Below are 13,535 nucleotides of genomic sequence, written 5' to 3' on the forward strand. Positions count from 1 at the left end.
GCTCACTCATAAAGAGAGTGCACAATGATCGATAATAAACTCCCACTGCTCAACTGCGACATGGGCGAAAGCTTCGGTAATTGGTCGATTGGCTTAGATGCCGACGTAATGCCTTACGTCGATTGTGCCAATATCGCCTGTGGCTATCATGCCTCAGACCCTCATGTAATGCGTCGCACGGTCGCCTTGGCCAGTCAGCATGGCGTACGTATTGGCGCCCACCCCGGTTACCCTGACTTAATGGGGTTTGGTCGTCGCTCTATGGCCTGCTCGCCCGCAGAAGTAGAGGATATGATGCTGTACCAGGTCGGTGCGCTGGCCGGAATTTGCCAAGCCGAAGGCGTGACGCTGAGCTACATAAAGCCCCATGGAGCGATGTATAACGACATGGCGGCGAATCTTGAGTTATTGGAAGGAGCCATGCGTGCGGTACGTGCTTATGATGCCAACCTTCCGCTGATGGTCATGGCAACTGCCGATCCGGAACCTCATCGTCAGTTGGCGAAAAAAATGGGCGTTACCCTGTGGTTTGAAACGTTCGCTGACCGCGCCTATGAAGCAACCGGCCACCTCGCTTCTCGCCGCCTGGCAGGCGCTGTCCACCACGACCAAGCCACTATCGTTGCGCAAGCCGTTGCTCTCGCCAAAGGCGAGGCGCTGACCGCCCGCGACGGTAGCGCGCTGCGCCTACCCTGCGACACCCTGTGCGTGCACGGCGACAACCCTGAGTCAGTGGCTGCCGTGCGCGCGATTCGTGATGCCTTTACGGCGCTGGAGTCTGCGTGAAACTGCGTTTAGAAACGGCGGCCATGGACGCCGTAACGGTACGGCTGTTTGACACTATCGATGAATCCAATATGGCGTGGATCATCGCTGCCGACCAAACCCTGCGCGATGTGCTGGGCGAGGCACTCATTGACCTGATTCCCTCCTACACCACGCTGCTGGTTCACTACGACAGCCAGCAACTAACCTTTAGCCAAGTCGCTACGCTGATTCGCAGTGCCTTGCACCACTTAACGCCCGCCGAGTCGCAGAACGGTCAGTTGCATGAGATCCCCGTATGGTATGACGAAAGCGTTGGCCCTGAGCTTCCGCTGGTGGCAAAACGCGCAGGGCTCAGCGTTAACTCTCTGATCGAGCGTCACTGCGACCATGATTACTGCGTCTTCGCGCTGGGCTTTGCCCCCGGCTACGGTTTTATGGGGTTGGTAGACGAAGGCATCGCCACGCCTCGCTTGAAAACACCCCGCCGCAAAGTCGCGGCAGGCAGTGTGGGCATTGCCGATCGACAAACGGCTATCTACCCGCTCCTTTCTCCAGGGGGGTGGAATATTTTAGGTCGCACCGCCGTACCGCTATTTGAATACGCTAAGCGGGGCGAGCCCCTGCTGCGTCCTGGCGATAAGGTGCGCTTTAAAGCGATTGGCAAAGCAGAGTTTGAAGCATCAGGAGGCGATACAACGCCGATGGAGGAGCGGCCATGAGCCAGGCAATGCTAACGGTTAAGCAGGCCGGACCACTGGCTCTGATTCAAGACTTAGGGCGGTTCGCCGTGGGTCATTTGGGAGTCACCCAGAGCGGTGCCGCCGACTGGATTTCATTTCGCTGGGCAAACTGGCTCCTCGGTAACGCACCTGATAGCGCGGCACTGGAGATTGTTATGGGTGGCAACCTCAGCTTGGTTGCCAATGCCGAGGTACGTCTGGCGCTCACCGGGGCCGATCTTGGTGCCACCATCGATGGACAGCCATTAGCCACCAACACAAGCTTTCTGCTGCGTTCCGGTCAAACACTCATTTTCAGCCAGCCTCGGCGTGGCCTACGGGCCTATCTGGCGTTTCCTGGCGGATTAAACGCACCAACGATTCTGGGCAGCCGTTCCTGCACTGCCCGCGAGCAAATTGGCGGGCTCCGTGACGACGGCAAACCGCTACAAACCGGCGATCAGCTCACCTGGCAAGGTAACTCACCCGGCGAGCGCAGCTTGCCTGAAGGAACAGCCCCCGCCATGCCAGAAAAAAGCTGCCAACTCAGCATGGTGCTTGGCTCGCAAGCTTCAAATTTCGCCGGACGCAGCCTGTACAACGCTTTTAACCAGCCTTGGACAGTAGATAATCGCGCTGATCGCATGGGTGTTCGTCTCACTGGCCAGCCTCTGCATTGCACGCTCGGTGGCATTATTTCTGAAGGAATTCCCCTTGGCGCCGTGCAAATCCCACCCGACGGCCAGCCGATTGTGTTAATGAATGACCGCCAAACCATTGGCGGCTATCCACGCCTAGGTGCACTTACCCCGATGGCCTGTGCGCTGCTTGCTCAATGCGTACCGGGAACCGAGGTGCATTTGAGCCCTGTCAGTGCCAGCCAAGCGCAAATTGCCTATCGGAAGCAATTAAGCCATTGGCATTAAAAAACCCGCATCTCTCGATGCGGGTTAGAACAGGGAAGTTACTTAGAGCAAGCGTTGCTTTGACGTTTATGCAACGTCGAAGCGGTCCGCGTTCATCACTTTTGCCCAGGCAGCGACGAAGTCTTTGACAAACTTCTCGCCGTTATCATCCTGGGCATACACCTCTGCGTATGAGCGTAGCAGTGAGTTAGAACCAAACACTAGATCAACGCGAGAGGCTGTCCACTTAACCGCGCCCGTTTGACGGTCGCAAATCTCGTAAACATTATTGCCCACCGGCTTCCAGCTGTTGCCCATATCGGTCAAGTTGACAAAGAAGTCGTTGGTCAACTGACCTTCACGGTTAGTGAACACACCGTGCTTGGTACCACCATAGTTGGTGCCCAGCACACGCATTCCACCTAACAGCACGGTCATCTCCGGTGCGGTGAGCCCCATCAACTGGGCACGATCCAGCAGCATTTCTTCGGGTTTGACGATGTAGTCTTTCTTCTGCCAGTTACGGAAGCCATCGGCAAGTGGCTCTAAAGGCTCAAAAGAATCTACGTCAGTCATCTCATCAGTGGCATCACCACGGCCTTTGAGGAACGGCACACGCACATCAAAGCCCGCTGCTTTGGCCGCTTTTTCAATACCCACGCTACCCGCTAAGACAATCACATCGGCAATGCTGGCCCCCGTATCAACAGAGATCTGCTCGTATACGTTAAGCACATCGGCAAGACGCGCTGGCTCATTGCCTTGCCAATCTTTCTGGGGAGCCAAACGAATGCGCGCACCGTTAGCACCACCGCGCATGTCGGAACCACGGTAAGTGCGCGCGCTATCCCACGCGGTGCTGACCATGTCGCTAATGCTTAAGCCGCTCTCAGCAATTTTCTGCTTAACCACTTCTTCGCAGTAATCGGTGCTACCTGCAGGCACAGGATCTTGCCAGATAAGGTCTTCAGCCGGCGCTTCTGGGCCGATATAGCGTGCTTTCGGGCCTAGATCACGGTGCGTTAGCTTAAACCACGCTTTAGCGAAGGTTTGCTTGAAATACTCCGGATCGGCCATGAATTTTTCGCAAATGGCACGGTACGTCGGGTCCATCTTCATCGCCATATCCGCATCGGTCATGATCGGATTGTGACGCACAGAGGGGTCGGTTGCATCAACCGGCTTATCCTCTTCTTTAATGTCGATAGGCTCCCACTGATGAGCACCAGCAGGACTTTTCTTCAGCTCCCACTCGTAGCCAAACAGCAGGTCAAAGTAGCCCATATCGAACTTAGTTGGGTTGGTGGTCCAAGCACCTTCAATACCCGACGTCACGGCATTGCTTGCTTTGCCATCCATGGTCGGGTTGCCCCAGCCAAAGCCCTGGTTCTCAACGTCAGACGCTTCAGGCTCAGCGCTCAATGCAGCGGCATCACCATTGCCATGACATTTACCCACGGTATGGCCACCCGCTGTAAGTGCGGCTGTTTCTTCATCGTTCATCGCCATACGGGCGAACGTTAGTCGCACGTGCTCTGCCGTCTTCAACGGATCTGGCTGGCCATTTACCCCTTCCGGGTTAACGTAAATAAGCCCCATTTGTACCGCTGCAAGCGGGTTTTCCATGGTATCTGGCTTATTGACATCAGCGTAGCGCTCATCAGAAGGCGCTAACCACTCTTTTTCAGCCCCCCAATAAATGTCTTTCTCTGGGTGCCAGATGTCTTCGCGACCAAACGAGAAACCGTAAGCGGGCAGCCCCATAGATTCGTAGGCAACCGTACCCGCAAGAATTATTAGGTCGGCCCAGCTGATTTTATTGCCATACTTCTTCTTCACTGGCCACAGCAAACGGCGCGCCTTATCAAGGCTTACGTTATCCGGCCAGGAGTTGAGCGGTGCAAAACGCTGGTTACCGGTACCACCGCCACCACGGCCATCGGCAATGCGGTAAGTTCCAGCAGAGTGCCATGCCATGCGGATCATCAGGCCACCGTAGTGGCCCCAGTCGGCTGGCCACCATGCTTGGCTGTCAGTCATCAAGGCATGAACATCTTGTTTGAGGGCGTCAAAATCGAGTTTTTTGACCTCTTCCCGATAGTCAAAGTCAGGATCCATCGGGTTAGTTTTACGATCATGCTGGTGCAGAATGTCTAGGTTCAACGCCTCTGGCCACCAATCTTTGTTGGAGGTGCCAGTAGACGTATTACCACCATGCATTACAGGACATTTGCCACTCATGTTTCTCTCCCCTTCTTGCTCTTTGCCTTGGACTCGCCAAGGAAACAGATGATCGACATCTCATATTGCTGTCTACAGTGTAGGTAATCAGCAAGCGTTGCGTTGATATGTACTGTTTTAAAGCACCTCATCGATAGCCACAATTTGTAATAAACCAATAGATCGATAGTTATTTATTATTAAACTAGCTATTTCTTAGTCAATAAAAACTTAGTCAATAAAAACTTAGCCAATAAAAAAGGCAGGACGTCAGACGCCCTGCCCGTACCACTATCATGATAGTAGCGTTTTCTTACCTTTACTCCACCATTGGCAACAGTGCGTTCAAGCTATCCCGCGCATCGCCGTAGAACATGCGCGTGTTCTCTTTGAAGAATAGCGGGTTTTCAATGCCAGAGTAGCCCGTGCCCTGACCACGCTTGCTGACAAACACCTGCTTGGCTTCCCAAACCTTCAATACCGGCATACCGGCGATAGGACTATTGGGATCTTCCTCGGCCGCTGGGTTTACGATGTCGTTGGAGCCGATCACGATAACCACATCCGTACTTGAGAAATCGTCGTTAATCTCGTCCATTTCCAGCACGATATCGTAAGGCACTTTGGCTTCAGCCAGCAGCACGTTCATGTGACCAGGTAGACGCCCTGCCACCGGATGAATACCAAAACGTACGGTCTTACCCGATGCCCGCAGCTTGCGTACTAGATCGCTCACCGCACTTTGTGCTTGAGCCACCGCCATGCCATATCCCGGCACGATAATCACGCTGTCAGCATCGTTTAAGGCACTCGCTACGCCACTCGCATCAATCGCGACCTGCTCGCCCTCAATTTCAGCCGCTGGCCCTTGAGCACCACCGAAGCCGCCCAAAATCACGTTAACGAAGTTGCGGTTCATCGCCTTACACATAATGTAAGACAGGATCGCCCCTGAGGACCCCACCAGTGCGCCGGTAACAATCAATAGATCGTTGGACAGCGTGAAACCAATCGCCGCCGCTGCCCAGCCGGAGTAGCTGTTCAACATCGATACCACCACCGGCATATCCGCACCGCCAATGCCCATAATCAGGTGATAGCCAATAAAGAATGACAACGCTGCCAGCACGATCAGTGTCCAGAAACCTGCGCCGTTGAGGTAAAGAATCGCGAGCAGCAATGAAAGCGCCGCAGCACCGGCATTGAGCATATGCCCACCCGGCAGTTGGCGAGGCTTGCCATCCACCTTACCCGCCAGCTTACCAAACGCAATCACCGAGCCGGTAAAGGTCACCGCACCGATGAAAATCGCGAACACCACCTCAATCTGCAAAAAGGTCAGCTCAGCAGGAGCCTTCGTGGCCACCAATGCGGCAAACGCAGAAAACTCTTGCATCGCGCCATCGGCCGCTTGTGCTGCCAACACCCGGCGGCGCTCTAAATCTGCGCTCCAGGCAACAAAGACCGCTGCCAAACCCACAAAACTATGTAGTGCCGCTACCAACTGAGGCATTTCGGTCATTTCGACCTTGCCTGCGACATAAGCACCAATCCCAGCACCGATTAACATCGCCGGAACCAGCCACCAGTAGCCGCCAATACCTGGCCCGAGGGAGGTAAAGAACACCGCTACGGCCATGCCCACAATGCCGTACCACACGGCACGCTTGGCTTTTTCCTGATTACTCAAGCCGCCTAGCGATAAAATAAATAGCACACTTGCCGCAATTGCCGCGGCAGATACGAATCCTTGTCCTAACATCTCGTTTCTCCGCCGCTTAGGATTTTTGGAACATGGCAAGCATCCGGCGTGTCACCAGGAAGCCACCCACGATATTAATCGACGCAATCAGTACCGAAATGGCCGCCAGCACGATAACGACGCCACTGCCTGAACCGATTTGCAAAATTGCCCCTAAAATAATGATGCCAGAGATGGCATTAGTGACCGCCATTAAAGGCGTGTGCAGCGAATGACTCACCTTCCAAATCACCTGGAAGCCAATGAAACACGCCAACACAAACACAATGAAGTGCTGCATAAATGAGGCAGGGGCTATTTGACCCAGCAACAGCATCAACGCGCCACCAACGGCGAGTAAGCCAGCTTGTCGCTTGGTTTGCGCTTTGAAGGCGGCCAGTTCAGTAGCCTTCTTCTCTTCAGGCGTCGGTTCTTTCTCTTTTTTCTTTGGCTTCGCCGCGGCAATGGCCTTTACTTTGGGCGGCGGCGGCGGGAAGGTGATTTCGCCCTGGTGCGTGACCGTAGCGCCGCGAATGACATCGTCTTCCATGTTGTGATGGATGACGCCGTCTTTCTCAGGCGTGAGGTCGGCTAGCATATGGCGAATATTGGTGGCGTAAAGCAGCGACGCCTGGGTGGCCATGCGTGAGGGGAAGTCGGTATAGCCGACCACCACTACGCCGTTATCAGATACAACTCGTTCGTCCGGCTTGGTTAAATCGCAGTTACCGCCTTTTTCAGCGGCTAAGTCGACAATCACCGAGCCAGGCTTCATGGCTGCCACCATATCTTCCAGCCACAGCTTTGGTGCAGGCCTGCCAGGAATCAGCGCCGTGGTGATGACAATGTCGACATCCGGCGCTTGTTCGCGGAAACACTCCAGCTGCTTCTCACGAAACTCTGGGCTGGAGGGAGAGGCATAGCCACCGCTTTCTGAACCGTCCTGACTATCTTCAAAATCGAGAAACAGGAATTCAGCGCCCATGGATTCAATCTGCTCGGACACCTCTGGGCGCACATCAAACGCACGCACCACAGCGCCAAGGCTAGCCGCAGTACCAATCGCCGACAAGCCCGCCACACCTGCGCCGATCACCAATACTTTGGCAGGGGGAACTTTACCGGCGGCGGTTACCTGGCCAGTAAAGAAGCGGCCAAAGTTATTGCCCGCCTCAATCACCGCACGGTAGCCCGCGATATTGGCCATTGAGGAGAGCGCATCCATTTTCTGCGCTCTGGAAATACGTGGCACCATGTCCATCGCAATAACAGACGCGCCCTGAGCTTTACAGGTTTCCAACAGTGCTTCGTTTTGTGCTGGCCAGAAGAACGCAATCAGCGTCTGGCCTTCGCGCAAATAGTGAGCCTCAGTTTCCGAAGGTTCACGGACTTTAATCACCACGTCCGCATCACGCCACAGCGCTTCCGCGCTTTCCACAACGCTGACACCCGCATCGCGATACGTGTCGTCATTAAAGCCCGCGGCAGCCCCTGCGCCGGCTTCCACCAAGCACTCATGGCCTAGCTTCTGAAGCTGTTTTGCGCTCTCAGGAGTAAGCGCTACACGCGCTTCTCCTTGAGCTGTCTCTTTCGGTGCGCCTATTTTCACACGCTTTCTCCCTTGGTTAGCCCATTTCCAGCGTCATTACCAAAACAATCACGTTTTCACCCTTGGTTATTGGACGCTGGGCATTATTACTGACATGCGTCTTCGCGCCAGATAGCAGTTTAGGATCTAACGCGGCGACTGCCAGTTACTATTCAACCTTCGATTCAATTGGGTTGTTTAACTACAACACTACCCTTTTTAACAACGATTCCCCACCAAAAGTTAGAGAAAACTACTTCCAAAGTACCGCATTCAATTCGCCCTACCAGTGATTAACTGTAGTAGTGGGCATGGCAATAATGATTAACCGCCAAAAACGACCACAGCAGTACTTGTAACGACATTTGTAATGACATTCTCAACAACAAGCTTAACAACGCAGGAGAGTCACTTATGTGGACTAAACCAACGTATCAAGACATGCGCCTTGGCTTTGAAGTAACGCTGTATATCTCTACTCGCTAATCTCTAGCTACTGAGCCACGGCCCCTGCCTGCCTTATTGGGTTGATATCAGGTAGGGGCTTTCAGCCAGGATTCATAGCACACCCACAGCACTAACGTAGGAGGCCAGTCTATGCATATTTTAGTTCTTGGGGCTGCCGCAGGTGGCGGTTTTCCCCAATGGAATTGCAACTGCCCTAACTGCTACCACGCTCGCCTGGGCAGTGCAGATCATCAATCTCGCAGCCAGTCATCGATTGCGTTAAGTGTGGATGGCAAGCAGTGGTTGCTATGCAATGCGTCCCCTGACATTCGCGCTCAGCTCAATGCCAACCCGGAATTATGGCCAAGTGAGCTGCGTGGCAGCGGTATTCGTGGCGTGCTACTGGTAGATGCTCAAATCGACCATGTCACCGGGCTACTCTCCCTAAGAGAAGGCTGTCCATTAGAGGTGTGGTGCACGCCTAATGTGCATCGCGATTTATCGACTGGTTTTCCGCTATTCCCGATGCTGGAACACTGGGGCGGACTACACTGGCAGCCGATTGGCTTGGAAGATCATCAGGAAGTTGTCGAGTTTTCGATTCCCTTTCTGCCAGATATCGCGCTCACCGCCTTTGCGCTACACAGCAATGCCCCACCTTACTCACCGCGGCGCGGCGCGCCTTCCTGCGGCGATAATTTAGGCCTGTACATTGTTGACCGCAACAGCGGCAAGTCGCTGTGCTACGCCCCTGGGCTTGGCAACCCGACACCGCTGGCAATGCGTTTCTTAAACGCCGCAGATGTGGTGATGGTGGATGGCACCCTGTGGGAAGACGACGAAATGCAGGCACTTGGCGTTGGCACCTCCACAGGTCAACAGATGGGTCACCTCGCGCTCAATGGCAGCGGTGGTATGTGTGCGCTATTGAACGAACTCCCCAGCAGCACGCGGCGCATTTTGATTCATATCAACAACACCAACCCGATTTTGGACGGCGCTAGCGATGCAACGAAAACATTGCAGGCCGCAGGCATCGAAACAGCTTACGACGGAATGAAACTGACGTTTTAGGTTGACTTCCACAGACCTTGAACACTCTCTTATCTTAGAATTATTGAGTATTAATCTATTAACATCCAGACCTAAATCTTAGATTAAAAAAGCACTAGGTTAGTAGAATTCAAAAGATAGTAGATCGATAAAAGGTGCAAAAACAGGTCCTGATAAAATTAAACCAAAATAAGCATATAACTTTATAAAATAATTCAAACAGAGCGAGCTATAACCAAAAAACCTGTTTCATTAAACAAATCCTATGCATAAAAATGGCTAAAAATAAAAACCATGTAAATCAGCAACAAATACATTAGATATTACAAAAATAACCAGGAAATCGACTATGGCGATGACAGCGATAATGCCCAGTGCTTCTGCCACCCCGCTCAGTCGGGAGGCGTTCCGTGAAGCGCTAATGGGTAAAGGGCAGTACTACCATCTTAATCACCCCTTTCAACAGGCGATGGCCAACGGCGAGCTTACCCAGGAACAACTTCAAGGTTGGGTAGCTAATCGCTTTTACTACCAGTTGATGATTCCCCAAAAAGACGCCGCGCTGCTGGCTAACTGCCCAGATGCCGCTACCCGCAGGCGATGGGTGCAACGCCTGCTTGACCACGACGGCCACGACGGAGATGAAGGCGGGATTGAAGCCTGGTTAGCCCTAGGTGAAGCCGTAGGGCTACACCGTCATACACTGCTTTCTCAGGAGCGTGTGCTACCCGGCGTGCGCTTTGCGGTAGATGCTTACCGCCACTTTGTCGCTCGAGCCCCCTGGCAGGAAGCTGCGATCTCATCGCTTACCGAGCTATTTGCGCCGCTTGCCCACCAAAACCGCCTGGACACCTGGCCTCAGCACTACCCGTGGATTAACGAGCAAGGCTATCGCTATTTTCGGAAGCGGCTCAGCGAAGCCCGTCGAGACGTCGAGCACGGCCTGGAAATCGCTTTAGGCGTGTGTACCACGGTGGCGCTGCAGCAGCGCGCGCTGGATATTCTGCAATTTAAGCTCGATGTGCTCTGGAGCATGTTGGATGCCATGACCATGGCCTATCAGCTAGACCGCCCGCCTTACCACACCGTCACCCGCGAAGCGGTGTATCACCGTGGGCTTGAGCACTCACTTTACTAGGCAATGATCGACTAGCGTTGGGGAATTCACCATGTCACAGCAACTCGTCATATCACATCAAGATATTTACCAGCTGCGACGCGGTTGGCGCTTACAGTGGGAAGCCATTCAGGGCTGCCACGTCATTCTTTATCCCGAAGGCATGGTCAAGCTCAGCGCGACTGCCGGTGCGATTCTTGAGCAGGTTGATGGCCACCACTCCATCGCCGATATTATCGCCACCCTACAGCAGCGCTACCCAGGCGCGGAGTCCTTAGCAGACGATGTCGTGCAGTTTATCGAGGAAGCCCGCGGTAACGGCTGGCTAGCCGTGAAGGAGGTTCATTGTGGTTAATAAAACGACCTCACCGCCCTTATGGCTGCTGGCGGAACTCACCTACCGCTGCCCACTGCAGTGCGCTTACTGCTCTAACCCGTTGGAATTTACCCGTTACCAAAACGAGCTGGATACCGACGCGTGGTTTAGCGTGCTGCGCCAAGCCAGGGCGATGGGGGCGGCACAGCTTGGTTTTTCTGGCGGCGAACCGCTGATTCGTCAAGACCTGGAAGCGCTGGTAAGCGAAGCACGCCAGCTAGGCTTTTATACTAACCTGCTGACCTCCGGCGTGGGCCTCACTGCCCAACGGGTAAACGCCTTGGCTGAAGCGGGCCTGGATCATATCCAGATTAGCCTGCAAGCCGCCGACCCCGAACTGGCTCAGGCACTGGCAGGTTCTGCTAAGGCCCATGCCAACAAGCTGGCAATGGCCAAAGCGGTCAAAGCTGCTGGCTACCCGATGGTATTAAACGTGGTGCTGCATCGGCACAATATCGATCAAATTGGCGACCTGATTGCCCTCTGCGATGAGCTAGGCGCGGATGCGGTTGAACTCGCCAACTGCCAGTATTACGGCTGGGCGTTTTTGAACCGACAGGCGTTAATGCCTACCCGTGAACAGCTGGTACGTGCCGAAGCAGAAACCAATCGCTGGCGTGAAACACTGGCGGCACGTGGTCGCGATATGTCATTACTATTTGTGGTGCCGGACTACTTTGAGCAAGCGCCGAAAGCGTGCATGGGTGGTTGGGGCAGTATCTTTATGACCGTAGCCCCAGATGGCGCCGTGTTGCCCTGTCACAGCGCCAGGGAGCTACCGATGGCATTTCCGAACGTCAAAGAGACATCGCTGCAGGACATTTGGTACCAAAGCGATGCGTTCAACCGTTTTCGCGGCACCCAGTGGATGCCTACGCTTTGCCAGCAGTGCGACGATCGCGATAAAGACCATGGCGGCTGCCGTTGCCAAGCCTATTTATTAACCGGCGATATGAACGCCACCGACCCTGTATGCCAGCACTCTCCCCAGCATGGGTTGTTAGAGAGCCTAATCGCAGAAAACAGCCACAATACACCCGATCAAGCGACGCTGATTCCCCGCAATGCCCGCCAGTCAAAGCAGTTGCAGGGTCAGGCTGAAATTCAAAGCGGCTTGAGACAGAGTGGCTTGGCAGCGCCTTCGCCCCGCCAACCACTTGAGCTGATTTACCGGCAATAAGCCTGTTTATCCGTAATAAATCTATTGATTAGTAATCAACCTGGCTATCAGCAACAAACCGATTAAGGCTCGCAGGTAGCTCGCTCAGCATGAGCGGGCAGCTGCGGGCAAACGGCTGCTAACGAATGTCCGCTCGCTTGCCAGCCATCCACTCCATTGGGGTACCAATAGAGCTCTTCATAGCCCATTGCCTCAGCGCGCCGTGCAGCATTCCAGGAAAGCCAGCAGTCAGCCCGGCAGAAGAACACTAGCGGCGCGGCTTCAGCGCGCTCACGCTGCGCATTCAGTGCTGTGGTGAAATAATCAACCCACTCTTCTTCCAAACTAGCCGCGCCCACATTAGGCAGCCAAATACTGCCTGGAATCGTTAAGTGCGCACTATCCTGCAGAAAAAGACCGTTATGCCAGGGCAGCGCGTAGACATCCACCAGAATCACTGGCGGTGACTCCAGCAGCGCTTGAAAAGCATGGTCATCTAACGTGGTCACCCCTGGAAGCGGTGCGGTAACCGGCGCTTTAAAAGGCGGCAAACGATAGCCTTCTTGGTTAAATGTCGCGGTGGGCGCTTCAGCGCCTGCCAACCCGCTGAACACGCCACTACCCCACACCAAACAGAAGAGATAGCGGCGCACAGAGTACGCCGAAGGTTGTGTCGACATGGTGACATTACTCCCAATCAAACGGGCAGCCGGTACAACCCTCCATTTGGGCCATTTGGAAGTTGCCGTAGTGGATGCGTGCACCGGTCATATCAGCATCATTGAGCCGCGTGATGTTCATTTTTGCTTCTTGCAGATTAGCATCGCGCAGGTCCGCACCGATCAGGTTGACCTTATTCATCCAGGCCATTTCCAGATTGCTGCCCATCAACGTTGCTCCTTGCATGCTGGCCCCGGAAAGCCGGGCAAACTCAAGGTTAGCGCCGGTCAAATCGGCATAATCAAATGTCGCGCCCTGGGCATAAATACTCCAGCTATCCAATCCAACCAAACTGGCATGGGAAAGATCGGCGCCGCGTAAATGCGTGTTGGGCATGCGTGCACGATTGAGGTTGGCATGTCTCAGCGATGCCCCTTCAAAATCAACGCTGCGTAGGTTGCTGTGGCGGAAATCCGAGCCTTCTAGGTTACTGCCCGCAAAGTTAGCGCCCTGTAGATCCAAATTGGAAAAGTCGCCGCCGGATAAATCCATATTGGCGCACTGAGTACCTGGCACCAACTCACAGCCGTTATGCACTGGCGGTTGATACTCTTCAACATAATCGTCGGCGACAACGCTGCCTATCGCGCTAAGGCAGAGAAAAACCGCCGTTGTTTGGCGGCTCCATAAAGACAGAGCATTGCGAGTTAGCATTGTTATTCTCTCCATTACCGTTAACGTTATTCAAAAAAGGGCGGCAAAAGCCGCCCAAGAGGGGTCGA

At 54.1% G+C, this 13,535-nt stretch carries 13 protein-coding genes; 8 read left to right on the plus strand and 5 right to left on the minus strand.

The genetic code is table 11. From position 1 onward, the window contains the following. The first annotated feature begins 24 nt into the window (after nucleotides 1-24). Genes ACN06F_RS16230 through ACN06F_RS16240 form a run of 3 tightly spaced genes read left to right on the plus strand, consistent with a single transcriptional unit; the run spans nucleotide 25 to nucleotide 2,413 of the window. A complete protein-coding gene (locus ACN06F_RS16230; protein ID WP_433924303.1) occupies nucleotides 25-786 on the plus strand; it encodes a 5-oxoprolinase subunit PxpA in 762 nt (253 codons plus the stop codon). Continuing rightward, nucleotides 783-1,487 carry a 5-oxoprolinase subunit PxpB gene (pxpB, locus tag ACN06F_RS16235; RefSeq protein ID WP_433924304.1) on the plus strand — a complete coding sequence of 235 codons (705 nt, stop codon included), beginning with the start codon at nucleotides 783-785 and terminating at the stop codon, nucleotides 1,485-1,487. Before ACN06F_RS16230 ends, pxpB begins: the two co-directional genes overlap by 4 nt. Continuing rightward, the gene (locus ACN06F_RS16240; protein WP_433924305.1) at nucleotides 1,484-2,413 is read left to right on the plus strand and encodes a biotin-dependent carboxyltransferase family protein; all 930 of its coding nucleotides are present in this window, start codon (nucleotides 1,484-1,486) and stop codon (nucleotides 2,411-2,413) included. The genes pxpB and ACN06F_RS16240 overlap by 4 nt, the downstream gene beginning before the upstream one ends. 66 nt (nucleotides 2,414-2,479) lie before the next feature. Here the strand turns inward: ACN06F_RS16240 and katG are convergent, their stop codons facing one another. The 3 genes from katG to ACN06F_RS16255 all read right to left on the minus strand — a co-directional run bounded on the left by katG (nucleotide 2,480) and on the right by ACN06F_RS16255 (nucleotide 7,962). Next, nucleotides 2,480-4,633, minus strand: a complete 2,154-nt coding sequence (gene katG, locus ACN06F_RS16245; protein WP_433924306.1) for a catalase/peroxidase HPI — start codon at nucleotides 4,631-4,633, stop codon at nucleotides 2,480-2,482. 298 nt (nucleotides 4,634-4,931) lie between these two features. Continuing rightward, nucleotides 4,932-6,374, minus strand: a complete 1,443-nt coding sequence (locus tag ACN06F_RS16250; protein WP_038478867.1) for an NAD(P)(+) transhydrogenase (Re/Si-specific) subunit beta — start codon at nucleotides 6,372-6,374, stop codon at nucleotides 4,932-4,934. Nucleotides 6,375-6,390: 16 nt separating this feature from the next. Continuing rightward, a complete protein-coding gene (locus ACN06F_RS16255) occupies nucleotides 6,391-7,962 on the minus strand; it encodes a Re/Si-specific NAD(P)(+) transhydrogenase subunit alpha (RefSeq protein ID WP_038478870.1) in 1,572 nt (523 codons plus the stop codon). Nucleotides 7,963-8,355: 393 nt separating this feature from the next. Between ACN06F_RS16255 and pqqA the strand changes: the two genes are divergently transcribed. The 5 genes from pqqA to pqqE all read left to right on the plus strand — a co-directional run bounded on the left by pqqA (nucleotide 8,356) and on the right by pqqE (nucleotide 12,114). Further along, nucleotides 8,356-8,427 carry a pyrroloquinoline quinone precursor peptide PqqA gene (gene pqqA / locus ACN06F_RS16260; RefSeq protein WP_009722990.1) on the plus strand — a complete coding sequence of 24 codons (72 nt, stop codon included), beginning with the start codon at nucleotides 8,356-8,358 and terminating at the stop codon, nucleotides 8,425-8,427. A gap of 111 nt (nucleotides 8,428-8,538) precedes the next feature. Continuing rightward, complete coding sequence (gene pqqB, locus ACN06F_RS16265; protein WP_433924307.1) at nucleotides 8,539-9,462, plus strand: pyrroloquinoline quinone biosynthesis protein PqqB; 924 nt, start codon at nucleotides 8,539-8,541, stop codon at nucleotides 9,460-9,462. A gap of 328 nt (nucleotides 9,463-9,790) precedes the next feature. Then, nucleotides 9,791-10,579 carry a pyrroloquinoline-quinone synthase PqqC gene (gene pqqC, locus ACN06F_RS16270; RefSeq protein WP_095603637.1) on the plus strand — a complete coding sequence of 263 codons (789 nt, stop codon included), beginning with the start codon at nucleotides 9,791-9,793 and terminating at the stop codon, nucleotides 10,577-10,579. Between the two features lie 31 nt (nucleotides 10,580-10,610). Next, nucleotides 10,611-10,913, plus strand: coding sequence for a pyrroloquinoline quinone biosynthesis peptide chaperone PqqD (gene pqqD / locus ACN06F_RS16275; protein WP_038478876.1), 303 nt, complete (start codon nucleotides 10,611-10,613; stop codon nucleotides 10,911-10,913). After that, nucleotides 10,906-12,114, plus strand: coding sequence for a pyrroloquinoline quinone biosynthesis protein PqqE (pqqE, locus tag ACN06F_RS16280; protein WP_433924308.1), 1,209 nt, complete (start codon nucleotides 10,906-10,908; stop codon nucleotides 12,112-12,114). The genes pqqD and pqqE overlap by 8 nt, the downstream gene beginning before the upstream one ends. A gap of 62 nt (nucleotides 12,115-12,176) precedes the next feature. Here the strand turns inward: pqqE and ACN06F_RS16285 are convergent, their stop codons facing one another. Then, entirely contained in the window at nucleotides 12,177-12,773 is a 597-nt protein-coding gene (locus tag ACN06F_RS16285) for a rhodanese-like domain-containing protein (RefSeq protein WP_433924309.1), read from the minus strand. A 7-nt stretch (nucleotides 12,774-12,780) separates the two neighbouring features. Beyond that, entirely contained in the window at nucleotides 12,781-13,467 is a 687-nt protein-coding gene (locus ACN06F_RS16290; RefSeq protein ID WP_120386215.1) for a pentapeptide repeat-containing protein, read from the minus strand. Between the last annotated feature and the right edge of the window lie 68 nt (nucleotides 13,468-13,535).

Origin of the sequence: Vreelandella sp. 21, from assembly GCF_050995515.1 — a bacterium.
GTDB classification, from domain to species: Bacteria; Pseudomonadota; Gammaproteobacteria; order Pseudomonadales; family Halomonadaceae; genus Vreelandella; species Vreelandella alkaliphila.